Here is a 23,664-nt window from a genome sequence, read left to right on the forward strand (position 1 = left end):
TGTAATTTGCGGCCAATGCGTTCTGAGCTCTGCCGGGTGAACTGGCGGTCATTTTTTATGAGAGGGGCGGTCATCCGCCAGGTTGCGTGAGCGTGCCTTCCAAGAGGCCGGACGAACTCCGGCACCTCCTCCAGACCTGCCAAGGTTACTTCGCGACGGCCGGCATCTTCAGCCTCGCCATCAACCTGCTGTACCTGGCGGGCCCGCTTTACATGCTGCAGGTCTACGACCGCGTGATCTCGAGCGCCAGCGAGATGACGTTGCTGATGCTGACGATCGCGCTTCTGCTGGCGTTCATGGCGCTTGCCGGACTGGACGCGGTTCGTGCCCGCGTGCTGACCCGGGCGAGCGTCCGGCTCGACCAGAAGATTGCGGCGCGCGTCATGACCGCGATCATTGATCGATCTGCCAATGCCGGCGGCACGCGCAGCCAACTGCTGCGCGACTTCGATACGTTCCGACAGTTCATCACTGGCCCCGGTATCAATGCGATCTTCGACTTGCCGTGGGCCCCGATCTACGTTGCCGTCATCTTCGTGTTGCACCCGTTTCTTGGCGCCTTTGCGCTCGGTTGCGTGTGTTTGCTCATCCTGATGGCACTGCTTAATGAATGGCTGACGAAGCTGCCGTTGACCGAAGCCGGAGAGAGCTCCGCACGCAACTACAGTTTCACCGAGATGAGCCTGCGCAACACCGAGGTCGTGCGCGCAATGGGCATGACCGGTGGTCTGCTGCGGCGCTGGCGTCGGGATCGCGACAGGATGCTCGAACGACAGGTCCTGGCAAGCGATCGCGCGGCAACGATGCAGAGCCTGATCCGTTTTCTGAGGCTCGCAATGCAATCCCTGATCCTCGGTCTTGGCGCCTATCTTGTTATCGAGCGGATGACCACGGCCGGCTCGATGTTTGCGGCTAGCATCTTGTTGGGACGCACGCTCCAGCCGGTGGAGCAACTGGTCGGCTCCTGGCGCAATTTGGTGTCAGCGCGAGCCGCCTTTCGGCGGATCCAGGACCTATTGTCGGCCAACCCGGTCCGAGATAGCGGACTTTCTCTGCCGCGCCCTGCGGGGCGATTGTCGGTCGAGGGGGTGACCTTTGTCCCGCCGATGTCGAACAGGCCGATCCTTCGCGGGGTCACCTTTGCGATCGAGCCGGGAGAGGTGCTCGGGATCATCGGCCCGTCGGGTGCGGGCAAGTCGACGCTATCCCGCCATCTTGTCGGCGTCCTGAGGCCGAGCGCAGGCGCAGTGCGACTGGATGGAGGCGAGGTTTCCAGCTGGGTCAAAACCTCGTTGGGCGACCATATCGGCTATCTGCCGCAAGATATTGAGCTGTTCGCGGATACGATCGCGGCCAACGTCAGTCGCTTTCAGAAAGGCCGGGACCAGGAGACGATCTTTGCGGCGCAAATGGCCGGCGTTCACGAGATGATTTTGCACCTGCCCGAAGGCTATGACACGCAGGTCGGCGAGGGAGCCTCGATCCTCTCAGGCGGATATCGCCAGCGCATCGGCCTGGCGCGTGCGGTGTTTGGAAACCCAAGTCTCGTGGTGCTCGACGAACCGAGTTCGAATTTGGATGCGGACGGGGACGCGGCGCTCGCAGATTGCGTCGTGCAGCTGAAGAAGCAGGGAACAACGGTCGTGATCGTGTCTCACCGACCGGCAACGATTGGGGTCGTGGACAAGATCCTGGTGCTGAGAGATGGCGTCGCCGAGATGTTCGGGCCCCGGGCCGAGATTTTGGCGCGTCTCACGCGTCCGGTGCCGGTTCCTGCCGTGCGGAGTACAGCGAGCTAGAGGGCAGCCCATGAGCATCTTGGACATCAGCGTTCGGGAATCGCCTTCCGCGCCAATTCCTCGGAAGACGCCTGCCGATCAAGCGCAGAGCGATTCCATCCGCGGCATAGCGCTGGTCGGCTGGATCATCATTGCGATCTTTTTCGGCGGCATAGGTACGTGGGCTGTCACTGCGCCCCTCAATGGCGCGGTCGTCGGCAACGCCGTCGTGAAGGTCGACGGCAACCGCAAGAGCGTGCAACATCTGGATGGCGGCATCGTCAAGGAGCTGCGGGTCAAAGAAGGGGACAAAGTCAATTTCGGCGATACGCTGATCGTCCTCGACGAGACCCAGGCGCAGGCCGAATACGATGTCCTTTCGCAGCAATACCTCGTGCTTCGCGCAACCGAGGTGCGCCTGCTCACGGAGCTTGATCACGGTTCGACACTTTCGATGCCCGACGACCTGAAGGCCCGATCCGGCGATCCTTATCTGAAAAGCGTCTGGAACGGGCAGGTTAGTCAGTTCGAAAGCCGCAAGTCGGCCCTGGAGGGCCAGCGCAGTGTCATCCGCGAGAAGATTAATCAGCTTGGATCGCAGATCACAGGAGCCGAAGCCCAGGTCAAGTCGTTTACCGATCAGATCACGTCGGTCCGTGCGGAAGCCAAGGACATCGCGCCACTGGTCGCGCGCGGACTCATCGCAAGACCACGAATTCTTCAGCTCGAGCGCTCCGCGTACGGGCTCGAGGGCCAGATTGCAGACGCCAATGCCAGCATCGCCAAGGCCCGCCAGGCGATCGCCGAACAAGACCAACAGATCGCGCAGCTCGACAATGATCGCATGACCGACGTGACAAAGGATCTACGCGATACTCAGGCGAAGATACTTGAGGTGATCCCGAAGACAATGAATGCCAAAGCGGTCCTCGGGCGAATGGAAATCCGGGCCCCGTATGCGGGCCGTGTGGTTGGCCTTTCGGTATTCTCGGTTGGTGGTGTCATTCAGCGAGGCGACAAGATCCTTGACATCGTTCCTGATCAAGACCTTCTGACAATTGAGGCGCAGATTGCGGTCGACGACATCAGCGATGTGCGTCCGAATATGCGTGCCGAAGTCCATCTGACGGCCTACAAGCAGCGTATCGTTCCAATCATCCACGGAGATGTCATTCAAGTTTCGGCCGACCGTCTCACCGATCCAAAGACCAACAATCCATACTACGTTGCTTTCGTGCGGATCGACGAGAACGAGCTCGCAGACCTTCCCAATATCCACCTTTATCCAGGAATGCCCGCTACCGTCATGGTTCCAACGGTCCAGCGCACCGCATTTGAGTATATCGTCGGGCCGCTCATCATGTCGTTCAATAATTCGTTCCGGCAGAAATGACTGCAAGATGGGATGCAATGATTGAGCTCGATTGGGGGCAGGGCGATGGATGTGAGCTCACAAATAACCGCGCAGCTGCGGCGTGGCCCAATGTAGGACGTCGGCCTGGTAACGCGGGGTGGTCGCGCGCCCGCGGTTGCGCTGAGTGGTCCGGCCGTTGCGCTCGGCGCCGCCAGCTGAGCCCATGATACGTGTGGTGATAAAGTCAAAATTCCCGCAAGCTTTGAGGGACTATTTTCGTTGCGCACTCGTGGCCTTGCTCTGTGTCCTGCTCTCCTGTTGCGGCGCTGCGCGGCAGGCCAATGAAAAGGAGGCGGGGCCGGCAGCAGACCCGACAGCGGAGACGGTAACAGCGGCCACCGAGCCGACACCAGCGGCGACAACGATACCGGCACCGCCCCCGGAGGCGACAAGGACGCCGTCACCAGCGTCGGAAACGGTCAATTTGAGCGGCGCACTCGCTGAATGTCGCAACACCTTCCCGGATCAGATTACGCAGGCGGTGGCGAGGGCGGCTTGCGTGATCAAGGCAACCGAACCGGTACGGCCGCTGTTGCCGTTTCCTGAATTGCTCGATCGGGAGAACGCGCTGCGCAAGGCGCTGGCAGAGCAGGTCCAGGCGAGGACGATGTCCCTGCTTGAGCGAAACGTCCAGATCCAGAAGCTCCATGCGCAACTCCTCGACGAAGAGCGCAGCAGGCTGGAGGCGGCGCCTGCCGACGTGAGCAAGCCGCCTCTCGCAGCCACGCAATGGCGACAATCCAACCCGGAGGGGTGTGGCCGGCTCGGAGGCGACGCTGCGACTTGTTTTTGACGAAAGCGATTTCTGGGGACTGCTGGGTTGCACCCACCGGTCCGAGTCGACGATGATCGGCGGTGAGGGACGTAAAGCATGCAGTCAGGCGGTAACTCACTTCAAGTGAGCCACGAGACGGGGCCGAGCGTGAATTCTGGGCGCAGCGACTACCTTCGGCCCTGGTTGCCGCTGTTGCTCGCTGCGACTGCCTATCTCACGATCGTCGCCAGGGGCACTTTCCTGCTGAAGGATGCCGACATCTACTGGCACATCATGGTCGGCCAGTGGATCGTCGATCATCGTGCCGTGCCTCACGCCGATATGTTCTCCTTCACGATGCGCGGTGCACCCTGGATCACCAGCGAGTGGCTCTCGGAAGTCCTTTTTTTCGTTGCCTACAAGCTGACCGGATGGACGGGACCCGTGATGCTGGCGGCGCTATCGGCGTCGGCCGCGTACTACCTGCTTGCGCTCCTGCTGCTGAAAAGATTGCCGAACATACCGGCCGCGATCCTGACGTCGGCTGCAATCGTCATGACGTCGTTCCACGTGTTCACCCGCCCGCATGTCCTGGTCTTTCCCCTGATGGTGGTATGGGCTGACGCTCTGGTCAGTGCCAGCGGCGAGCGACGGGCGCCTTCCCTGGTCTATCTCCCACTCGTCACGCTCTGGGCCAACCTTCACGGAAGCTTCACGCTGGCCTTGGCGCTGATTGGGCCGTTCGCCCTGGAGGCGCTCTGGATGTCGGATCGATCGGACCGCGTCAGGATTGCAGTCCAATGGATTCGCTTTGGGGTGCTGGCGCTTGGGGCGGCTTGCATCACCCCGTATGGGCCGGAATCGATGCTGGTGATCGGGCGCATTTTGCACCTGGGAGGCGCGCTCGCCCATATCAGCGAGTGGCAGCCGATCGACTTCAGCTCGTTCAATGCTGTCACGCCATGCCTGATAGCAGGCCTCGCCTACCTGCTTTACAGCGGGCTCAAGCTCCCACCGATCAGGATCGCGATGCTCCTGGCGGTGGTTTATCAGATGCTCGTCCACGTGCGCTATGTCGATGTTTTTGCACTGGTTGCGCCGTTCTTCGTTGCGGGTCCGTTGGCGCAGCACCTGTCGTGGCCGCAGTTGCGGCACGACCGCAAAGTTGTCGCCCCGGCGCGCTCGACGATGATCGCAGCGATCACCGCTCTCGTCATCGCCAGCGGCGTGATGATCGCGGTCAAGGAACTCTCGCCACCACTCGTGCCGCGCGCCGCGGTTGAGAAGCTGAAGGAGCAAGGCGCAAGTCGCGTCCTCAATGCCTACTTCTTCTGCGGATATCTGATGTTCCAGGACATTCCGGTGTTCATTGATTCGCGGGCCGAACTGTACGGATCGGCCTTTCTCGATCGCTACGTGAATGCCATCTCGCTCTATGACCTGCCGGATTTCGTCAGGATGCTCGATGAATTCAAGATCGACGCGACGCTCCTGGCGCCGTCGACTCCTGCGGTAGGGCTGCTCGATCGGTTGCCGGAGTGGCAGCGGGTCTACGCCGATGACGTGGCCGTCGTCCACGTTCGGCGACGGCAGGGCGACAGTGCGCCATTGCGGAAGTAGCTCGATACTTCATGACCGCCTGGCAGGCTCCCATTGGCTGGTTGGGACCGCAAAATACCGGGGGCCGCGGTCGGGCTCGGCGGCCGCATAGGCGGCGGCGCCGAGCGGCGGCTGCTCTGACCGTATTCGCACGGAGTGATCGCATGGAAACGTCACGAAATGCGGAAATCCCTATAATTTAAGGGGTTCCCGCCATTGCCTCCACATCGTCGTGGCCGACGAGCATGTCGGCCGCCTACGCCAGTAGGGTTAATAAACGATTACCAAGTGACAGCTTTCTCGCGACGCATTATAAGAAAATCCTAGTTGGCTTTGGATTTTGCCCGCCAACGTATTGCGTAAATTCATCGTAAAAGGGATATTTTCCTATGTTGAATCTCTATATCCAGACCACCGAAGCCTTCAAGCGTCTCGCCTCGGACAAGGACGGCGTTGTGTCGTTCGAGTACGTGATCGTGGCCGCTTGCGTCGTCGCTGCCGTCGCCGCGGCATTCGGAACCGGCACCGGGTCCGGCATCGGCTCGGCGCTGAGCTCCGCGATCAGCACGATCACCACCAACGTCACCGCTGCGGTCTCGGCCTGATCCGAACATCGACGGCGTTGGCAGAGTCATTCTGCCAACAGTCGTCAACCGGATTGCGATGTCGGCAAGGTAGAGGAGGTTATCTCCATGTTGCGTTACATCAAGGCCAGGGAAACGTTGCTGCGTCTGCGCACGGACAAGGACGGCGTCGTGTCGTTCGAATACGTGATCGTGGCCGCTTGCATCGTCGCCGCTGTTGCTGCCGCTTTCGGAACAGACGCCACGACCGGTATCGGCTCTGCGCTGTCCAGTGCGATTAGCACCATCACGAGCACTGTTACCGCCGCGGCTTCTGCTTAAGCAGGGAAGATCTCGCTTCGGCGGGGGCATCATTTTATGCCCCCGCTACTTCTGAGGCGTATATTTTATGAATTGGATTGCGTCCACGACCTCGTGTCTGGAAATCGCATTGTTGTTCTATGTCGCAACGATCGATATCGCGACACGGTTGATCCGAAACGAAGTTTGTCTGGCACTGGCGTTCCTCGGGATCGTTGGTCAATTGGCCGGTCCGATGCAGATTGGCCAGTCGCTGATCGTTGCTGCAATCCTGTTTCTGGTGCTGTTCGTGATCTACCAGCAGGGAATGATCGGCGGCGGCGATCTCAAATTGCTGGTTGCCCTGGCGATCGGTCTGCCGCTCGCCGGCGTGATTGAATTGCTGACCGTAACTGCATTGGCCGGTGGCGCTCTGGCCGCAGTGCATTTGATGATGCGCCGTCTGCCATATCCGAGGCTGGCGCCCGCCGGATCCTCGCTTGCGCGAAGGGTCTATGCGGTCGAGCGCTGGCGTCACTTGAGGCATGCACCGCTGCCCTACGGGGTCGCCATCGCATGCGGCGGTATCTGGGCTATTTTGAGCAAAGGATTTTGACATGTCGTCCGCCCTGCGCGTCTCGATCATCATGGTGCTGCTGCTCGCGGCTACGGCACTCGGGCTCATTGCCTACAACGCGAACCGCAAGGACGTGGTTGTCGCCGAGGTAGCGGAAAAGCAGGTAGCGCCGGTGGCGCCGGCGGCGACCGTCGGTTACTTCGTTGCGACGCGTCCGCTGCCGAAGGGAACGCTGGCGCGGGACGAGGATTTCGCGGTGCGCCAGGCGGTGCCGAAAGCTGTCCCGGCAGGGGCAATCCTCGAAACGCCTGACAGCAAGGCCGGACTTCCCGGTTCTCTGGTCCGCAAGTTCGTCGAAGCCGGCAGCGCCATCACCTTGGAGGACATCCTCCGTCCGAAGGATCGTGGCTTCCTCGCCAGCGTGCTGGCGCCGGACAGCCGCGCGATCAGCATCAAGGTCGACGAGGAAACCGGCGTCTCGGGTCTGATCAGGCCTGGCGACAATGTCGACGTGGTGCTGACCCAGGTGTTCGAGAAGGCGGATCCGGTGAAGCGCGCCGTCAGCGAAACCGTTCTGTCCAATGTGCGCGTCATCGCGATCGACCAGGAGATTGCACAGGGCGGGCGTCCCGTCAGCAACGCCGTCGTCGGCAAGACCGCGCAAACCGTTTCGCTGGAGCTCAAGCCGGAGCAAGTCAAGAAGGTCGCCGTCGCAAAGCAGCTAGGAACGCTGTCGCTCGTGGTCCGGGCTGCGGCCGAGCAGTGGGACAAGGCCGACACAGGTGCGACATCGAGCTGCGATGTCTCGCCCGAGTTGGCGCGTCAGAGTGCGGTTGCCGGCCAGAGCACCACGGTGGCGATCTATTCCGGCAGCGGGATGAAGCAATACTCGGTCAAAAAGCAGGATGCGGACGACGACTACCGTGCAGGATGCGATGGGCCGTCCCCGCTCGAGGCTCAGACCACAGCGGCGGCCAGCGACCTTGTCAAAGGGGCGGAGAAACGTTGATGAGTGTGAACATGGCAATGGTTGATCCGCCCGAAGAGACGACGACGTCCCTTGTTGCGCGTAATCGTATCGTCTGCTTCGTGAACGACGAACTGAGCGCGGCAGCCCTGCGCAAGGGTCTGGACGGCAGCAATCTGGTGATCCGGCGTGGCACCATCCGGCATGCGACACGGATGCTCGAGACCGACACCGATCTGTACGCGCTGGTGACCGACATCAGCGGGCTGGATGATCCCTTCACCGAGCTGGAGCGCCTCGCCAGCGTCTGTCCGCCCGACGTGAAGGTGGCCCTGATCGGCGATAACAGGGAGATCACCTTCTACCGCGAGCTGATGGAGATCGGTCTTACCGAGTACCTTCCGACGCCGATCACCCGGGATATGGTGCTGGACCAGCTGCGTCCGAAGCTGATCGGCGATGCCGCGCCTGCGCATAATGACCGCGGCGGGCACGTGGTCTCGATCTGCGGCGCACAGGGCGGCGCCGGCGCGACCAGCATTGCGATCAACCTCGCGATACAACTGGCAGAGACCACCAAGGCGAAAGTGGCGCTGCTCGACCTGCATCTGCAGAATGGCGAAACCGCGGTGATGCTGGGTGTCCGTCCGGGGCCTGGTTTGCGCATCGCGCTCGAAAATCCGATGCGGGCCGACACGCTGTTTCTGGAGCGCGCGGCAATCGAGGTGAACGATCGGGTTTGCTTGATCGCCGGCGACGAAGATCTCGATGCCAAGCTCGACATCACCGAGGCAGGCGTGCGGCACGTTCTGGGCTTGCTGCGCCAGCGGTTCAACTACGTCGTGGTCGACGTGCCGGTGCCGTTCCCGGCATCGATCTATCCGGTGATCCAGATGTCGCGTCACGTGCTGGTGCTGCTGGAAGCCGAGGTGACCGGCCTGCGCAACGCGCACGCGCTCCGCAACGCCGTCACCAACATCGCGGGCAAGGACCGGGTCTTCACGTTGCTCAACCGTGCCGGCCGGCCTGGCGGCCTGCCCAGGGCGACGATCGTGAAGGCGCTTGGCGCCGAGCCCGACATGGTGATCCCCGATCTCGGCAAGGGCATGACCCAGGCGGTCAACCTCGGCGTTCCCGCGCTCAAGCACGTATCCGGGTTGCGGCGTCACCTGGCTCCGATCGTACGGGAGATCACCGGCGTCGGCGCCAACAAGAAGGCCGGGTGGAAGAGGTGGCTCGGGCTATGAAAAAGTTCGGCAGGCGCGCAGATGAAATGCCGGTGCGGATGCCCGGTGCGGTGCTGGTCGCGCCGACCCCGGCAGCAAGCGTGCAGCCGGTCCCGCCACCCTTGCCGCCGGTGGAACCAGGCGCGGCCCCATCGCCGCCCAGCCTGTTTGCGTCGGCGCCGAAGCGTGAAGAGCCTTCGCACCATCCGGTGATGCCGGCATCGCTGCGCGAACGGGTGATCGAGCAGATCGAGCCGGCGGTGGCAACGACAGTTTCCCGCGACGTGCTGCGGCGGCAGATCGAGGAAATCATCCACGGCATCGCCAACCAGGAGCGGCTCGAGCTGTCGGGCCGCGAGCAGCTCTTCCTGGCGGAGGAGATCGCCGACGACATGACCGGCTACGGGCCGCTTCGTCCGCTGCTGCTCGACGAGACGATCAACGACATCATGATCAACGGGCCGAGCAACGTCTATGTCGAGCGGGCCGGCAAGCTGGAGCGGGTAGCGGTCCGGTTTCGCGACAATGACCACATCGCCTCCGTCGCGCAGAAGATCGCCTCGCAGGTCGGCCGCCGCGTCGACGAATCCAGCCCGATGGTGGACTGCCGTCTGCCTGACGGCAGCCGCGTCAACATCATCCTGCCGCCGCTGGCCATCCACAGCCCGTGCATCTCGATCCGCAAGTTCCCGAGCCGGCGCTACAACATCGCCGCGATGATCGAGAACGGAACGATGAACGCGGCGCTTGGCCAGCTGCTCGAGATCGCCTCGCGTTGTCGGCTCAACGTGCTGGTCTCCGGCGGCACCGGTTCGGGCAAGACGACCTTGCTGAACGCCTTGAGCCAGTTCATCGACCACAGCGAGCGTATCGTCACGATCGAGGACGCGGCCGAGCTCCAGCTGCAGCAGCCGCATGTGATCAGCCTGGAGACGCGGCCGCCGAGCCTCGAAGGCACGGGACAGGTGAATCAGCGCGATCTGTTGTGGAACGCACTGCGTATGCGGCCGGACCGCATCGTCGTGGGCGAGGTGCGCGGCGCCGAGGCATTCGACATGCTGCAGGCGATGAACACCGGTCATGACGGATCGATCTCGACGGTGCACGCCAACAGCACGCGCGATGCACTGACTCGCGTGGAAAACATGGTGCAGATGGGGCAGGTCAATCTGCCCTCGCGTGCGATCCGCTCCCAGATCGTCGCCGCGCTGGATCTCATCGTGCAGGTCGAGCGCATGCGGGACGGTCAGCGACGCATCGTGCAGGTCAGCGAGGTGATCGGTCTCGAGGGCGAAGTGATCACCACCAATGACATTGCGCTGTTCGAGTACAAGGACGAGGACATTCACGGGCGGATTTCAGGTACCTACAGGTCCACCAACGCGGTCCCGAAATTCAAGAGCCGCCTAGTCTATTACGGGCTTGACCGGGCCTGGGCCGATGCGATGAGGCAGATCTGATGTCGACCCCCCTGGTCATCGTTCTGGCGCTTCTGCTGTGTGCGACGCTCAACACGCTGTGGCTCGATTCGCGACAGCGGCGCATGGACCGCCAGCTCGAGATCGCGCTGCCAACGGCTCAGGCGGCAACCCTGGTGTCCATTCGTCGCGCGGCCAAGGATTCGCGTTGGAATCTGCTCAATCGCGTGGCCAACTACCGGCCCCAGATGGTGTACGCCGTGCGTCCGGTCTATGTGCTGCTTGCCGCGGCATTCGCGGCGGCCGGGGTCCTCTATGCCAACCAGTTCTTGAAATTCTCCGGCCTGAAGGCGGGTACCGCAGCCGCGATCGTCGCCTTGCTGGTCGTGCGCGGCCTGTTTGGATGGCAGCAGCGGCGGGTCGCAAACCAACTGTTCCAGCAGCTTCCCGACGCGATCCAGTTGGTGACGGGTACCGTCCGGTCGGGATTGCCTGTCAACGAAGCGTTCCGCACCATCGCGCGCGAGATGCCGCAACCGACTTCCGGGCAATTCGCCATCGTCTGCAATGAATTGAATCTCGGCAGGTCGCCTGAGGAGGCCGTGGAAGACGTCTATCGGCGAACGCAGGTGCCGGAATATGCGATGTTCGCGGTGACGCTTGCGGTGCAATTGAAGACCGGCGGCAGTCTCGCGGAAACGCTGCAGACGCTGGGCGAGACGGTCAGCCAGCGGGTCGCGCTGGCGGCCCGTGCCAAGGCGCTGGCCGGAGAGGTGATCTTCTCCTCGCGCGCCCTCACGGCCGCGCCGGCGCTCATTGGCGGGATGCTTTACTGGATCAATCCGCGGTCTGTCGACCTGCTGTTCTCCGATCCGCAAGGAAACATGCTGCTTGCGTACGCGGTGTGTTCGGTCGTGATGGGTCATTTTGTCATCCGCTGGATGGTGAGAAGGGAAACGTCGCTATGACGGCCGGTGTCGGTTTGGCGGGGCTCGCCGTCGCAGTCGCGGCTGCGACCTTCCTGTTGATCATTCGCGAGCTCCATCTCCGCGCCCTGGACACGCGCGTGTCGAACGCGGTGCTGGGCATCCCCGACCGATCCAACTCGCCGCAGGACCTGATCGGGTGGCTTTCATCGGTCGGCACGCGCTACAGGCGCTTCTACGCGCAGGAAAATCTCGCCGAGCTGCGGTTGGTCCTGCAATCGGCCGGCTTCAATCACTATCGGATGTTGCCGATCTGGATCGGCTTCAAGATGGTGAGCTCGTTCCTGCTTCCGATCGCGGCCTTCGCCATCTCGGAAGTTCTGGGAAGGCCGTTCAGCGACGTGATGATCTTCACGTTCATGGGCCTGGCGGTCGGAATCATGGCCCCACGCCTGATTCTGATGGTCACGAAGCGGCGCTTCGATGCGGCAATTCGCGCGGGCACGCCCGACATGATCGACCTGCTCGTGGTCTGCAGCGAAGCCGGCATGGGCCTGGAGAGCGCGCTGGAACGCGTGGCGGACGAAATGCGGGAGACCAATCCTGCGATCGCCCATGTGTTGCACGGTCTGCTCGATGATCTGCGGATCCTGCCGACCCGTGCAGAGGCGTTCGAGAAGCTTGCTACGACGTCGGATGGGCTCCGTCGTTTCGGCACCATGGTCAGCCAGAGCCTGCAATACGGCACGCCGCTGAGCCAGGCGCTGCGCAGCATCGCGACGGACTTGCGCCGGGAGCGCATCACCAAGCTGGAAGAGAGGGCGCACAAGCTGGGCGCCAAGCTCACGGTTCCGATGGTGCTGTTCCTGCTGCCGGCAATGTTCGTCATCCTGGGCGGAAGCCCGTTCCTCCACCTCATGCGTACATTCACCAACCTCGGTCACTAAGCCAAGAGCGCAACTACCATGAGTGCAAGTACAATGACATTGCCGGCAAGCCTGGCCTACGATCGGATCACCCGGGTCCTCGGCAGCGCGTGGTTTTTCCTTCTCGGGCTGGTCGTCACGCTCAAGCTCGGAACGATGGGTGGCGAACCCTGGCCATCGATCGTGTCGAGCCTTTGCGTCGCGGTGTTCTACCTGCTGCTGGCTCTGCTGATCCTCACCCGGGGGCCTGCCAAGGCGCAGGCGGAAGGCCTGCTGCCGCGGATTGCGGCCTTCGTCGGCACCTATTTCCCATGGACGATCACGTTCTTCGACAAGACCGAAGGGACGCTGGCAAACCTGGCATCCACGGTTTGCGTGCTGGCGGGCGTGATCATGATCCTCGTCACGATTCGGCACCTTGGACGGTCGTTCAGCCTGGTGCCGCAGGCACGTTCGGTGGTGCAGACCGGCCCGTACAAATGGATCAAGCATCCTCTCTATCTATCGGAAGAGATCGTGTTCCTCGGGGTGGTGTTGCAGCATTTGAGCTGGATGACCGTGGCCCTGCTGATCCTGCACATCGGCATCCAGGTCAGCCGGATCCTCTACGAGGAGGACGTGCTTCGGCGTACGCTTCCTGAATATTCCAGCTACGAGGCATCGCGCTGGAGATTGATTCCCTACGTTTGGTGAGCTGCCATGCCTAGCAGGGAGAGTCGTAAGAGCCTCAAGCGTTTGCTGATCGCGGATCAGCGCGGCGCCGTCGCGTTGGAGGTGCCGGTCGTCTACGTTTTCCTGCTCCTGGTCGTTCTTCTGCCGCTTGCCGATCTTGCGGTCGCGGGCTTCCAGTACATATCGGCGTTCGCAGCGTTACGCGGGTTCGGCCAATCCATCTTGTATTCCCCGCCTCCTGACGTCACCAGTGCGACCACTTGGCAGAATACCGCGACCGCCAAGGCCGATAGCCGATATCCGATCACCAACTTTCAGCTGATTTGTGGCGACAGCAATGCTGTCTGCTCCTCAAGCAACTCCGATCCTTCGCAGCCGAAGTATTACTCATACGCAACAACGGTCACGTTGGCGCCGATGGTGCTGCAGTCAGTGTTGTGCGTCAGCGGCAATACCAATCCCTGTGCTTTTACGCTGTATTACTCGGAACGGTTTCAATAGGTGTTCCATGCGAAACATGCTCCATTGCCGTAGAGGCTCGGCCGCGTTCGCAACAGTCATTGCGCTGGTGCCGCTGATCGGAGTGATGGCGCTCGGCGGAGAGGCAGGAATGTGGTACGTCACCCAGCAGCGCGCCCAGGGGGCGGCTGACGCGGCCGCCTATGCGGGCGCCTTGCGGTTGGCGTGCGACAGTGCTCCACAACCTGGCGTAAGCTGCAATAATTCACAGGCATACGATTATCGCGGCAAGCAGGTCGCCGCTCAGAATGCGTTCTGCAATTCGGGCGACACATCGTATCCCGGCTCCATTTGCTCGACGAGCCTTCCGAGCAACGTTTCTCAGAGTGTCCAGATCGCTTCGCTGACGTCGTGGAATGGAAACGCGGGAACGTTCGTCCAGGCCATCGTTAGCCAGCAGCAGCCGGCCTACTTGGCCACGGTCCTCGGTATGTCGACGATCAATGTTGGCGCGTTGGCAGTCGCCCAAGTTGATAGTCTCGCCAAGCCGCCATGCGTGTTGGCTCTGAAGGACGCTGTCACATTTCAAGGCAGCGCAACTGTGACGTCGACAACATGCGGTATTTCGTCGGACAGTGCGGCGTCAAATGCAATCGGCTTCATCGGCAATTCCGGCATCTCGGTCAGTGCGCCAAGCTATACGGTCGGCGGCTGCTCTCAAACCGGAGGAAGCCAATGCACGGGCGTGCAGACTTATCAGCAGCCGATTCCCGACCCGTTGAGTGCCGTAAACACTGCGCTATCCGCGTTGAAGACGTCAGATTTTGCGAGCAAGAACAACAGCTCGACGCCTTTGCCGTATGAGACGTGCAGCTGTTACAATAGCAGCAATAATCCGACGTTTGGTTCCGCGCTAAGTGGCACGTACTATTTTTCGGGGAACGTCAAAATCAATATGAATCCAACCATAACGGGTACGGCCACCCTGATATTCTTCGCAGGAGCATCGCTCACGATTACCGGCAGCCCGACGATCCAGTTGACGGCAATGAAATCGCCTTCCGGGCCGTCGGTATTGTCAGCTTCGGTCAAGGCGCAGATGAAAGATCTTCTGATCTACGATGGTGAGGCCTATTCAAAGCAAGGTGTCAACATCAGTGGCACCTCCACAAGCTATTTCAACGGCACGGTTTATGTGCCGAATGCTCCCGTCACATACGGAGGGAACAGCACGTCGGGCGCCCCCGCTTCCGGCTGCTATCAGGTCATAGCCTACGCCGTGACATTCCAAGGCAATACGACGCTGGACAACAGTAAGTGTACGTCCGATGGGGCGAGCAGGCCGAATGTTCAAACCGTACGTTTGGTGCAGTGATGAGGAAGCTCGATCAGCGCGGCGTCGCGGCCCTGGAATTCTGCATCGTTGCGGTGCCGCTGTTCACCCTGATCTTTGCCATCATCGATTTCGGGCGGTACGCGATCACGATGCAGTCGTTGCGCGCGCTTGCTGATGCCGGCGCGCGGGCGAACATCATTCAATGCTACACACCTGCCGTCATCGCGGGCACATCACCGTCCGCTTGTACCACTGACTATTTGTCGGATACACAGAAGCAAGCGGCCGCTCCCTTCCTGTATAACTCCAGTGTGGGACTCTCGCCGACGGTGACCACCACTGCGGGCGCCTCGGCGCTGACCGTGACGGCGTCTTCGCCCAACTTCCAGATGATGATGTCGGTCTGGGGCACCTCGTTCAACGCCCCGAGCGCGTCCACCCAGATTCCGTTCTGACAAGCCCGATTCGAGGCAGTCCCGGCTTGGATCGTTCGGGCAGGCAGCCGCCTGGGCGTCCGCGCCATTGGGCGCGCCCGCAAATAACCCAACCGGGCTACGGAAGTGGTGCGCGGTGGCAACATCGGGCAGTTTTCTCAGGGGTCGGCGCTGCCCGGCCGGGCTCTTTCCTTGCAATCAGGACGCGTGGCGGGAGATTATCAGGAGCCGCCATTAGCGGCCTGGCGGGTGGGGATCACGGAGCGAACTGCGTTTTGGTTCAGCTCGACACGCCAGGGAATGGGAATTTCGCGAGTAACTATTTGTAGTCGGACAGACTGTAAGCTCTACGGCGTGGTGCACGAGCTGGAGTGATCGGGACGCCGAGGCCGTAGGTTTACGGGGGATCGTCGTGGAGACGCGGCGAAGGGGATTGGCATGATGGGAAGTCGCGTTTCGGTTGATGCGGGACTTGGGCTGGTCGCCTTGAGCGCGATCGCGTTTGGCGCTGCGGTTGCCCTGTTTCATTTCGCCGATCCAGCCGCCGCCGCGGAGCGGCGGGTTCAGACCGGCGGCGTCTTCGTCAGCGAGATGAGCGACGTCCAGCGCGTCCGGGTGACCGTCAACAAGTCACGGACCTTCAGGGTCGACACGGCATTTTCGACGATCGTCGCAGGCTCGCCCGACATCGCCGACGTCAAGTCGCTGAGCGACCATCTGGTCTATGTCCAGGGCAAGAAGACCGGCACCACCAACGTCATCCTGTTCGACAGCTCGATGAAGCAGATCGGCATCCTCGACGTCGAGGTGACGTTCGATATCAGCAATCTGCAGCAGAACATTCAGTCCGGCACGGGAACGCGCGGCATTCGCGTATCGGCGTCGGAAGGCCAGGTGGTGTTGAGCGGCATGGCCGCCGACGCGGTCGTCGCGGAGAAGGCGCTGGCGATTGCCAAGGGCAGCGTTCCCGAGGGCGGCATCGTCGTCAACGCGATGAGCGTCGCTGCGCCGCAGCAGGTCATGCTCGAGGTGCGCTTCCTCGAGGTCAGCCGCCAGGCGGGGCGCGACCTCGGTGTGAACCTGATGGCAGCCAACGCCAACGGCACCAACATCGGCATTTCGGGGGCGGGTGGCGTTGCAGCCGCTGGCCGAGCTCCCATTGGGGGTATCAACACCAACAATGGCCAGTTCGGTGCCGGAGGCGGTCCAGTCGGTGCCCCACCCACCGGCAGCCTTCCAGTGCTAGGAACGATAAATACGCTCGTCGGGTCCGCCGGCGGCGTGTCTCCGGCGCCATTCGGAAGCCTGCTGACCAGCATCCTCAGGACCAGCAACGGCAGTTCGGTGGATCTTCTGATCACCGCGCTGGAAACCAAGGGACTGGCGCGCCGGCTGGCGGAGCCGAACCTGACCACGCTTTCCGGCGATGCCGCGCGCTTCCTAGCCGGTGGCGAATTTCCGGTGCCGGTCCCAAGCCAATCGTCGAACGGGTTCCCGACCGTGGCGATCGAGTACAAGAAGTTCGGCGTCGAGCTGGCCTTCGTCCCGACCGTGCTCTCGCGCGGCCTGATCAACCTCCGCGTCGAGCCCTCGGTCAGCGAGCTCGACTTCGCCAATTCGGTCACGATCCAGGGCACCAACGTCCCGTCACTAACCCGCCGCGACGCACGCACCACGGTCGAATTGCGCGACGGCCAGAGCTTCGCCATCGCCGGCCTGCTGCAGACCCGCAACCAGCAGGACGTCTCGCAATTGCCGTGGATCGGCTCGGTGCCGGTGCTCGGAGCCTTGTTCAGCAGCAAGTCCTACCAGCAGCAGGAAACCGACCTGGTCATCATCGTGACGCCGCGCCTGGTCGCGCCGGCGGCGCCCGGCCAGCAACTGGCATCGCCGCTCGACTCGCGCCTGCCGGCCAACGACGTCGATTTCTTCCTCAATGGCCAGATGGAAGTCCGCAAGCGCTATAACGACTACGTCAATTCCGGCGGCGACGTGAAGGGCCCCTATGGCCACATCATCGCGCCCGATGCGGTCGTCCGCGCTCCGCCACCGGCCGCCGCTGCAGACCAGCCGGTCGTGAAGACCCTGAACTAGAGGAGGCGAGAGATGTCTTTCAGATACCTGGCTCTGCTCGCACCCTTCCTGCTCGGCGGCTGCTACGGCGTTTACGGGCATGACGAGATGGACCGCTACGTGCAGCGTTCCGACACCATCACGATGAGTGCCGGCAATGCCAAGGAGGTCAACGCCGCCACCCACACGATCCACCCGTGGCCGGCCTATGTCGGCGATCGCCGGATCGCGTATGACGCACGTCGTGCGACCGAGAGCGTGAAGCGCTACGGCACCACGTCACGGCCGGTCGATCAGCTGCCCGACTTCGGCGAACCGACCAAGGCGATGGGTCAGGCGCCGCCGGTCACCACGATTCAGAATGTCAACACGACCGGATTGGGAGCCGGGACCGGAGGCTCGGTGGCCGTCGGGGTTGGGGGCAAGTAGCCGTGAGCTGACCCGGCGGCGGGGACCAGATGCCGGGGCGGGCTCGAAAGGGAAGTGCGACGTTGGGTTCTGGCGCTGGCCTCGGTGTTTCGGTCGCGCGGTCTGTTTCTCGTAGGTAGTTTCGCGATGATGTTTCGAATGGGGCAAGAGATGCGCTGGACTTGGGGAACGGGACGAGGGTTGCGTCGTCTCGCGCCGGCGTTGCTCTGCTGCTGCCTGGCGACCGGCCTTGGGGCTTGCGACTACACGACGCGGGAAGCTGCGATCGTCGCGCCGGTAGACCCGCCCGGCGGCGACCCCGTGCAGGAGCCGACCGACGTCAAATACTATCCCTCGGACGAGCCGGTGCGGTTGGGGCTCGAGCAGTACAATCGCGGCAACTACGGCATCTCCCAGCGCTATTTCAAGGATGCGGTGGAGAAGGCGCCCAAGGACGTCACGGCGTGGGTCGGGCTTGCGGCGAGCTATGACAAGTTGCGCCGCTTCGATCTTGCCGATCAGGCCTATGCGCAGGCGATCCGGATTGGCGGCGAAACCGTGCAGATCCTGAACGACCAGGGATATTCCCTCATGCTGCGCGGCAATCTGGGCGGCGCGCGGCGCAAGTTCGAGAAGGCGTATTCGCTCGATCCGGGCAACCCGGTCATCGCCAACAACCTCGAGCTGCTCAACGGCAGCCGGAAGTTCATCGAGCGGCCGCCGAACAATCAGCCGTAGAGGAGCTGGCCCCTCGCGGGGCGGCGGCTTCGTTCTAATCATGCCTTCTGCGGCAGGGGCAGGGGCGGTCGCGCGAGCGCGACAAATGGCAGACCAATCGACGCCTCAAACAATCCGGCAGCCGGAGGCCGAGCCCGCGCTGCGCCGCAGTCTCGAAGCCGTGAGCGGCACGCTTTGTTCGCTATCTGAACCTGGCCCAAAACAGATCGATGATTTCTGCAGGCCGGCGCTTGGCGCCGGGTGTCCGGCTTTCCTTACCTAGTTCGTTCTGATCCTTGCGATGCCGGAGATGCCGGATTGGCCAGCTCAAGCTATTGATATGTCCGCTCGTTCAGCAGGCACAAGTCCCGTTGTAGGATATTCATCCGCGGTCGGCACCCACGCCGTGCCGAACATTATGTCCCAGAACGGAAAAACGCGGCGAAATTCCTGTCTCGATGCTCCAGCCGCACTGAGTGATGGATCCGATGCCATTGCGGGTTGTTGATCCATGTCGCAAACCGACCGAAGTAAGTGAGAACCCGTATCGGGGATAAAGATGACTACGCCCACGGCTAATGCCATGTGTGTCGGGACCCGAAACAAGATGACATTGATTGGAAGTAAGGCGTCAGAAAGCACCCGCTTGAGCCAATAATGTCGGCCGCCGGTATGAATGTGACGGCATTCGCGCTGTGATAAAACGAATGCATCGACCAAAGGGTCGGAATCGCGCGTTGTAATCGATGAAATGCGTATTTGTAGAGATCCACCACAATCACGATGGATGCGAAAGAGGCGTACAACCAGCAACCTCCGGTGGGTAACTCAATCCAGCCAAAGCTGCAATCACAACCTCAGGGGTACAGATGCTCCCGTCATTTCTGACCGATAGTGTAATTGGGGCGCACGGCTGACTACGCCGCCTTGTACATGGGAATTTAATATTGCACTCGCCGCTTTGGAGAAGAGGTGGCCCATATTCCCCACTCCGAATTTCTTGATGGTTGGCTGGCAGTTCATCGTGAGCGTCGGGCTGGAAAATATGCTCGCTCCGGTGGCTGCAATATGCGCTGCCGAAATTGAGCTGCTGCCGGTTTCGTGGACGCTCAGTTAAGCTTAATCCCACCTTTCGCTCGAACTCAACCGGGCTGAGATAGCCGATCGTCGCGAGTGCCGTCGGGTGGCGTTGTATAACCGCTCAATATAGTCGAAGACATCGGCTCTGGCCTCGTTCCTGGTTCCGCGCGGTGCGCTCGGTCTTGAGCTACGAGAAGAAGCTCTCCATCGCCGAGTTGTCCCAGACTTTGCCCGCTCAACTCATGCTGCACACGATGCCGCTGTCGGCCATCAGCCGCTGAAACTGCTCGCTGGTGTATTGGCTGCCCCTATCGGAGTGGTGCAGCAGCGCGTTTGGCTTGCCGCGACGCCAGATCGCCATCAGCAGAGCATCCGCGACCAGTTGCGCCGGCATGCCGGCGCTCATCAACCAGCCAACCACGCGACGCGAGAACAGATCGATGACGGCCGCCACGTAAAGCCAGCCCTCGGCGGTCCAGATGTAGGTGAAGTCGGCGATCCATTTCTGGATCGGCCCCTCGGCGTCGAACTGCCGATCCAGCAGATTGACTGGCATGACCTCGAGCTGGCGAGAGCCTTCGTCCTTCGGTAGGCGCCGACGTCGCGGCCGCGCCCGCAAGGCCTGTAAGCGCATCAGCCGCTCGACCCGATGCAGGCCGCATTCCGATCCATTGGCGAGCAGATCGCGCCACGCCCGGCGCGCGCCGTAGGTGCGATCGCTGCCGAGGAAGCTGGCCTTGGCCTGTGCGCCGAGAGCGTCGTCGCTGCGGGATCTGGCGCTGGGCGAGCGGGTCAGCCAGGCATGGAAGCCCGACCGTGACACACCCAGTGCGTCGCATAGCCATGCCACCGGCCAGATCGTCCGGTGCTTCGCGATGAAGCCGAACTTCATGTCGATTCCCTCGCGAAGTAGGCTGCGGCCTTTTTTAGGATATCCCGCTCCGCTTTCAGCCTGGCGACCTCGCGACGCGGCCGCTCAATCTCCTGCTGCTCGGGCTTCATCTGCCCGTGGTCCGGGAAAGCATGCGCTGGATCGCTGCCAAGCTCCTTCACCCACGTGCGCAGCACGTTCTCACGAACGTCCAGATCCCGCGCCGCTTGCGCCACCGAGACCCCGCGATCCTTCACCAGCCTGACCTCCTCGACCTTGAACTCTCGACTAAACCTACGTCTCCCCGTGACCCACCTCCGGCTTCATGAAACACCCAATCTCGGTGTCCATCAAACCGGCAGCAGCTCAATTGAGCACTTATCGCCTTTGAGAGCACGTTCGAACCTCGCGAGCCGGTTTCGACGGAGCCTTGGCCTCGAAGGTGCTAAGCTAGGAAGCGATGCTTCTTGATCTCTCTGATCAGCAGAAGGCGTCTGGCTTGCGCTCCATTGAGTAGGCCCTCGAACAAGCCGAAGACCTCTCGGGCCTGGACGTAGACGTCCATATTAATGGAATGCTGATCGAAACCGTACGACGCCAGACGTGTCTCGATCTCGTTCGTGGCAACCGGATCGAGGCGCCAACTCAGCGCGTTTTGACGGGTGTAATAGTCGGCCTCGGCTTCGAACTCAGGCGCAATCCCGACCATGTCGATATTGCGTAGGGCGGCCTCGACCGCCTTTTGCCGATAGGTCACCAGCAGCCTGTGGCGTAAAAGGCGGTAACGCTGGATCTCCCAGGAGAGTTCGGCGACGTCGATTGCGAGCAACCATTCGATGGCAGACCGTGGCGCCAAATCGGCGAAGATCGTTTGGCGCAGCGCCTGGTAATGCTCATGCCGCTCACCGGGGAGCAGTAGGGGAGGCGGCGCCAACACCTCAAACTCGACCGGCGGGGTTGGTGTTGTTGCAGTCAGCTCAAGCGAGCTTTGGATTGGCCCATTCATGGTCGAGTAACCTCCGATCCCAAGTGCGAGGGCGCGGCGGCGCTGACGACGGCGGTCTCAAGCGGGCTGTGGATCGGACTCGCTGACCATAAGTCATGCGCCGCCTGCAACGGCTCGATCTTCAGATTCGCCCACCAAGCCCTTTCGTTTCCATGCCGATGGAGATCCTGGTGATGGGCGCGGCACAATGGAACGGTATATTCGTCGCTAACCTTGCGACCGAGAGCCCTTGGCTGGGCGAACCTCAAATGGTGCGCATCGCATGGACTTAGCCGGCAGACAAGGCAGAGCTGGTCCCGGACGAACAACAGGTGCGCCTTGCTTCGCTTGCGCGGCGGATCCTTGGGAAAAGTCAGCTCCGTCTCGGGCGCCGCTGGTAAGAGGGCTTGCGGCGCATCCTCGAGGCTCGCAGGAGTCGCCGGGCACGGCTCTGCCGCAACGCCTGGGTCGGGAAAGACAGGACCCCGTTCGACCATGCCGTTTCGGTCTGCCTCCTGCAGCTTGGTCAGATAGGCGGCCTCGACTAGTTTGGCATCCGCCTCCCAAAGGGTGTTTTTCAGCGGAAGGCTGGACTTGGCCCAGATGAGTAGGTCGGTGCCGCCAGACAGGACTGAGAGCTCGCTTAACAGCCTCTCCCGGAGTTCAGCCGATTGCAATGAGTCCAACACCAGCCCCCGGTTGAGAACGCCCTTGACGGACTTGGCTCTCGCGTCAATGGGCGATCGTGGCGCCGAGGCCGGTGGACCGGCCACAGCGTCTGGTGCGTCGAGGTCGTCCTCGCCTGCGATGCCAACCAGGGCGAACAGGGCGTAGCGGCGGGCATATGTGAGTGCCGCTCCCATACGGTGCGGCGCCTCGACGTCCTTGACGGCGCAAACCGGCCAGTCCGAGGAAATCCATTCTCCGGAGGCGTGAGCGAGCAGGGTGGTGAGGTGAATGTGCCCGGTGCTAGTCTCGATCCGAGTGGTTTGGATGGTGGCGATCTCGTGCCGGCTCAGGGTCTTGCGCACGATGTCGAGACCCGCGGCGAGCGACGCATAGCGGAAGGTCCGATCATCATCGCGCAGGAACGGCGAGCGGATCATCGCGGTTTGAGTTTTTTCCGGGTTGGTCAGCTCGGCTTGCGCTTTGGCGAGCGCGGCTGCGATCGCGCCGATATGCTCACTGGCCTGATGCATCGACGCTCTCCATCTCAAGCGGATCAAAGCTGATGGCGCCAGATTTCGCGCGCTTGGCGCGAACGCCATAGCCGAACGCTTCCTTGGCATCCTCGGGCACAAGCTTTTTCAACTCCGATTTCGCCCGCTCGTGGTCGCCGTGGGCAACACGGGTATGGAGATAGCTTGCCGCGTACTCGGCCCATAGCGTGGAAGCGGTCATGTCGACGACCTTGACGGCCGCCAGGCGCGGGCGTGGCGCCTCGCTCCCAAAGAGGGCCGGTTGTTCACCGCTTTGCACGCAGCGCCAGAACTTCTTCTCCGCGGTCAGCAGAAGGTGTTGGTACAGCGGGTCGGCATGCACCGTGATCTCGATCCATTTGCCACCCCCGGTGATCACCGACAGCACCGCCGACCTTGCCGCAATCACCCACATGTTGTGCTGCAGCTGCGCCATGTGCTTTCCGGCTGCGGCTTCCTCACTAAAGGCCCAGGGCAACATGAACTTGGCTTCGAACACCGCCCCGGTCTGTTCGACGATGCCGTCGAGCGTCGCAGCCATCCACGTATGGACGGGATGTCGAACCCTTTTCTGGACGTCGGTGACGGTTTGTCCCGTACAGCCTTGGTACCAATTGCGGTTCAAATTTTCGGTGGTTACGCCGAGTTGAACGATCAGGTTGCGCGAAAAATCCTCTGGGGCGAGCTCGCCGCGCTTTTCGCGCCATAGGCGAACGAGCCTGTCCTGATCGTCGCCCATGATGATACGCGCATCCGAACCGCCGATAAAGGCTCGCCGATCATGATGGGTGAACTTGATAACGGAACGGGGCGCCTCGGCGCCGTTAGCTTGAATTGTGGCCACCGGTATCTCCTTGGTTTGACATCACGCGGCTTGCCGCCGCACTGCCAAAAGCCCCGCAACTGCGGGGGAGATACCGAGGCCATCGGCAAGGCCCGGTCGAATCAGTAACGCTCGTTTTGCCGGCGAAGGCCAGTCCTT

The 23,664-nt window shown here is 61.9% G+C and carries 22 protein-coding genes and 1 pseudogene; 19 read left to right on the plus strand and 4 right to left on the minus strand.

The genetic code is table 11. The annotated features are described in order from the left end of the window. Positions 1 to 86 precede the first annotated feature (86 nt). The 19 genes from CK489_RS23590 (at position 87) to CK489_RS23675 (ending at position 18,568) form a co-directional block, all read left to right on the plus strand. Positions 87 to 1,799 carry a type I secretion system permease/ATPase gene (locus CK489_RS23590; RefSeq protein WP_095733991.1) on the plus strand — a complete coding sequence of 571 codons (1,713 nt, stop codon included), beginning with the start codon at positions 87 to 89 and terminating at the stop codon, positions 1,797 to 1,799. 10 nt (positions 1,800 to 1,809) lie between these two features. Continuing rightward, positions 1,810 to 3,171 (plus strand): HlyD family type I secretion periplasmic adaptor subunit, encoded by a 1,362-nt coding sequence (locus CK489_RS23595; protein WP_095733992.1) that lies wholly within the window; start codon positions 1,810 to 1,812, stop codon positions 3,169 to 3,171. A 445-nt stretch (positions 3,172 to 3,616) separates the two neighbouring features. Next, positions 3,617 to 3,985: a hypothetical protein gene (locus CK489_RS23600; RefSeq protein ID WP_143278209.1), complete on the plus strand. Its 369-nt coding sequence runs from the start codon at positions 3,617 to 3,619 to the stop codon at positions 3,983 to 3,985. A 78-nt stretch (positions 3,986 to 4,063) separates the two neighbouring features. Beyond that, the gene (locus CK489_RS23605; protein ID WP_245350489.1) at positions 4,064 to 5,566 is read left to right on the plus strand and encodes a hypothetical protein; all 1,503 of its coding nucleotides are present in this window, start codon (positions 4,064 to 4,066) and stop codon (positions 5,564 to 5,566) included. 368 nt (positions 5,567 to 5,934) lie between these two features. Continuing rightward, a complete protein-coding gene (locus CK489_RS23610; RefSeq protein ID WP_095733995.1) occupies positions 5,935 to 6,150 on the plus strand; it encodes a hypothetical protein in 216 nt (71 codons plus the stop codon). A gap of 87 nt (positions 6,151 to 6,237) precedes the next feature. After that, a complete protein-coding gene (locus tag CK489_RS23615; protein WP_095733996.1) occupies positions 6,238 to 6,450 on the plus strand; it encodes a hypothetical protein in 213 nt (70 codons plus the stop codon). A 67-nt stretch (positions 6,451 to 6,517) separates the two neighbouring features. Beyond that, a complete protein-coding gene (locus tag CK489_RS23620; RefSeq protein ID WP_095733997.1) occupies positions 6,518 to 7,024 on the plus strand; it encodes an A24 family peptidase in 507 nt (168 codons plus the stop codon). A gap of 1 nt (position 7,025) precedes the next feature. Continuing rightward, positions 7,026 to 7,994: a Flp pilus assembly protein CpaB gene (cpaB, locus tag CK489_RS23625; RefSeq protein ID WP_095733998.1), complete on the plus strand. Its 969-nt coding sequence runs from the start codon at positions 7,026 to 7,028 to the stop codon at positions 7,992 to 7,994. Positions 7,995 to 8,005: 11 nt separating this feature from the next. After that, positions 8,006 to 9,199 carry a CpaE/TadZ family protein gene (locus tag CK489_RS23630; protein ID WP_245350490.1) on the plus strand — a complete coding sequence of 398 codons (1,194 nt, stop codon included), beginning with the start codon at positions 8,006 to 8,008 and terminating at the stop codon, positions 9,197 to 9,199. After that, positions 9,196 to 10,638, plus strand: coding sequence for a TadA family conjugal transfer-associated ATPase (locus tag CK489_RS23635; RefSeq protein ID WP_095733999.1), 1,443 nt, complete (start codon positions 9,196 to 9,198; stop codon positions 10,636 to 10,638). Before CK489_RS23630 ends, CK489_RS23635 begins: the two co-directional genes overlap by 4 nt. A gap of 83 nt (positions 10,639 to 10,721) precedes the next feature. After that, complete coding sequence (locus tag CK489_RS23640) at positions 10,722 to 11,564, plus strand: type II secretion system F family protein (RefSeq protein WP_245350491.1); 843 nt, start codon at positions 10,722 to 10,724, stop codon at positions 11,562 to 11,564. Further along, positions 11,561 to 12,469 carry a type II secretion system F family protein gene (locus CK489_RS23645; protein WP_095734001.1) on the plus strand — a complete coding sequence of 303 codons (909 nt, stop codon included), beginning with the start codon at positions 11,561 to 11,563 and terminating at the stop codon, positions 12,467 to 12,469. The genes CK489_RS23640 and CK489_RS23645 overlap by 4 nt, the downstream gene beginning before the upstream one ends. A gap of 18 nt (positions 12,470 to 12,487) precedes the next feature. Next, positions 12,488 to 13,141, plus strand: coding sequence for a methyltransferase family protein (locus CK489_RS23650; RefSeq protein WP_095734002.1), 654 nt, complete (start codon positions 12,488 to 12,490; stop codon positions 13,139 to 13,141). 6 nt (positions 13,142 to 13,147) lie between these two features. Continuing rightward, the gene (locus CK489_RS41445) at positions 13,148 to 13,621 is read left to right on the plus strand and encodes a hypothetical protein (RefSeq protein WP_158226487.1); all 474 of its coding nucleotides are present in this window, start codon (positions 13,148 to 13,150) and stop codon (positions 13,619 to 13,621) included. A gap of 7 nt (positions 13,622 to 13,628) precedes the next feature. Continuing rightward, a complete protein-coding gene (locus CK489_RS23655) occupies positions 13,629 to 14,954 on the plus strand; it encodes a pilus assembly protein TadG-related protein (protein WP_158226488.1) in 1,326 nt (441 codons plus the stop codon). After that, positions 14,954 to 15,370: a TadE/TadG family type IV pilus assembly protein gene (locus CK489_RS23660; protein ID WP_245350492.1), complete on the plus strand. Its 417-nt coding sequence runs from the start codon at positions 14,954 to 14,956 to the stop codon at positions 15,368 to 15,370. The genes CK489_RS23655 and CK489_RS23660 overlap by 1 nt, the downstream gene beginning before the upstream one ends. 417 nt (positions 15,371 to 15,787) lie before the next feature. Beyond that, on the plus strand, positions 15,788 to 17,443 hold the full coding sequence (locus tag CK489_RS23665) for a type II and III secretion system protein family protein (RefSeq protein WP_095734005.1): 1,656 nt from the start codon (positions 15,788 to 15,790) through the stop codon (positions 17,441 to 17,443). Between the two features lie 12 nt (positions 17,444 to 17,455). Continuing rightward, on the plus strand, positions 17,456 to 17,851 hold the full coding sequence (locus tag CK489_RS23670) for a hypothetical protein (RefSeq protein WP_050631811.1): 396 nt from the start codon (positions 17,456 to 17,458) through the stop codon (positions 17,849 to 17,851). A gap of 150 nt (positions 17,852 to 18,001) precedes the next feature. Next, positions 18,002 to 18,568 (plus strand): tetratricopeptide repeat protein, encoded by a 567-nt coding sequence (locus CK489_RS23675; RefSeq protein ID WP_095734006.1) that lies wholly within the window; start codon positions 18,002 to 18,004, stop codon positions 18,566 to 18,568. Positions 18,569 to 19,664: 1,096 nt separating this feature from the next. Here CK489_RS23675 and CK489_RS23680 read toward each other — a convergent pair. The 4 genes and pseudogenes from CK489_RS23680 to CK489_RS23695 all read right to left on the minus strand — a co-directional run. Then, positions 19,665 to 20,758: pseudogene (locus tag CK489_RS23680) on the minus strand (IS3 family transposase); the annotation flags it as partial. A gap of 185 nt (positions 20,759 to 20,943) precedes the next feature. Next, entirely contained in the window at positions 20,944 to 21,504 is a 561-nt protein-coding gene (locus tag CK489_RS23685; protein WP_095734007.1) for a hypothetical protein, read from the minus strand. Beyond that, positions 21,501 to 22,682, minus strand: a complete 1,182-nt coding sequence (locus CK489_RS23690; protein WP_095734008.1) for an ERF family protein — start codon at positions 22,680 to 22,682, stop codon at positions 21,501 to 21,503. Before CK489_RS23690 ends, CK489_RS23685 begins: the two co-directional genes overlap by 4 nt. After that, the gene (locus CK489_RS23695; RefSeq protein ID WP_502694146.1) at positions 22,666 to 23,517 is read right to left on the minus strand and encodes a YqaJ viral recombinase family protein; all 852 of its coding nucleotides are present in this window, start codon (positions 23,515 to 23,517) and stop codon (positions 22,666 to 22,668) included. Before CK489_RS23695 ends, CK489_RS23690 begins: the two co-directional genes overlap by 17 nt. Between the last annotated feature and the right edge of the window lie 147 nt (positions 23,518 to 23,664).

Source organism: Bradyrhizobium sp. UFLA03-84 (assembly GCF_002289535.1).
In the GTDB taxonomy this organism is placed as follows: Bacteria; Pseudomonadota; Alphaproteobacteria; order Rhizobiales; family Xanthobacteraceae; genus Bradyrhizobium; species Bradyrhizobium viridifuturi.

What these genes read in the sequence shown, in the direction of transcription:
- CK489_RS23635 (WP_095733999.1), top strand. Translation starts at nt 9,196, where the DNA reads ATGAAAAAGTTCGGCAGGCGCGCAGATGAAATGCCGGTGCGGATGCCC.
- CK489_RS23670 (WP_050631811.1), top strand. Translation starts at nt 17,456, where the DNA reads ATGTCTTTCAGATACCTGGCTCTGCTCGCACCCTTCCTGCTCGGCGGC.
- CK489_RS23655 (WP_158226488.1), top strand. Translation starts at nt 13,629, where the DNA reads ATGCGAAACATGCTCCATTGCCGTAGAGGCTCGGCCGCGTTCGCAACA.
- CK489_RS23685 (WP_095734007.1), bottom strand. Translation starts at nt 21,504, where the DNA reads ATGAATGGGCCAATCCAAAGCTCGCTTGAGCTGACTGCAACAACACCA.
- CK489_RS23630 (WP_245350490.1), top strand. Translation starts at nt 8,006, where the DNA reads ATGGCAATGGTTGATCCGCCCGAAGAGACGACGACGTCCCTTGTTGCG.
- CK489_RS23690 (WP_095734008.1), bottom strand. Translation starts at nt 22,682, where the DNA reads ATGCATCAGGCCAGTGAGCATATCGGCGCGATCGCAGCCGCGCTCGCC.
- CK489_RS23665 (WP_095734005.1), top strand. Translation starts at nt 15,788, where the DNA reads ATGATGGGAAGTCGCGTTTCGGTTGATGCGGGACTTGGGCTGGTCGCC.
- CK489_RS23660 (WP_245350492.1), top strand. Translation starts at nt 14,954, where the DNA reads ATGAGGAAGCTCGATCAGCGCGGCGTCGCGGCCCTGGAATTCTGCATC.
- CK489_RS23615 (WP_095733996.1), top strand. Translation starts at nt 6,238, where the DNA reads ATGTTGCGTTACATCAAGGCCAGGGAAACGTTGCTGCGTCTGCGCACG.
- CK489_RS23605 (WP_245350489.1), top strand. Translation starts at nt 4,064, where the DNA reads ATGCAGTCAGGCGGTAACTCACTTCAAGTGAGCCACGAGACGGGGCCG.
- CK489_RS23640 (WP_245350491.1), top strand. Translation starts at nt 10,722, where the DNA reads ATGGACCGCCAGCTCGAGATCGCGCTGCCAACGGCTCAGGCGGCAACC.
- CK489_RS23610 (WP_095733995.1), top strand. Translation starts at nt 5,935, where the DNA reads ATGTTGAATCTCTATATCCAGACCACCGAAGCCTTCAAGCGTCTCGCC.
- cpaB (WP_095733998.1), top strand. Translation starts at nt 7,026, where the DNA reads ATGTCGTCCGCCCTGCGCGTCTCGATCATCATGGTGCTGCTGCTCGCG.
- CK489_RS23645 (WP_095734001.1), top strand. Translation starts at nt 11,561, where the DNA reads ATGACGGCCGGTGTCGGTTTGGCGGGGCTCGCCGTCGCAGTCGCGGCT.
- CK489_RS23620 (WP_095733997.1), top strand. Translation starts at nt 6,518, where the DNA reads ATGAATTGGATTGCGTCCACGACCTCGTGTCTGGAAATCGCATTGTTG.
- CK489_RS23650 (WP_095734002.1), top strand. Translation starts at nt 12,488, where the DNA reads ATGAGTGCAAGTACAATGACATTGCCGGCAAGCCTGGCCTACGATCGG.
- CK489_RS41445 (WP_158226487.1), top strand. Translation starts at nt 13,148, where the DNA reads ATGCCTAGCAGGGAGAGTCGTAAGAGCCTCAAGCGTTTGCTGATCGCG.
- CK489_RS23595 (WP_095733992.1), top strand. Translation starts at nt 1,810, where the DNA reads ATGAGCATCTTGGACATCAGCGTTCGGGAATCGCCTTCCGCGCCAATT.
- CK489_RS23675 (WP_095734006.1), top strand. Translation starts at nt 18,002, where the DNA reads ATGCGCTGGACTTGGGGAACGGGACGAGGGTTGCGTCGTCTCGCGCCG.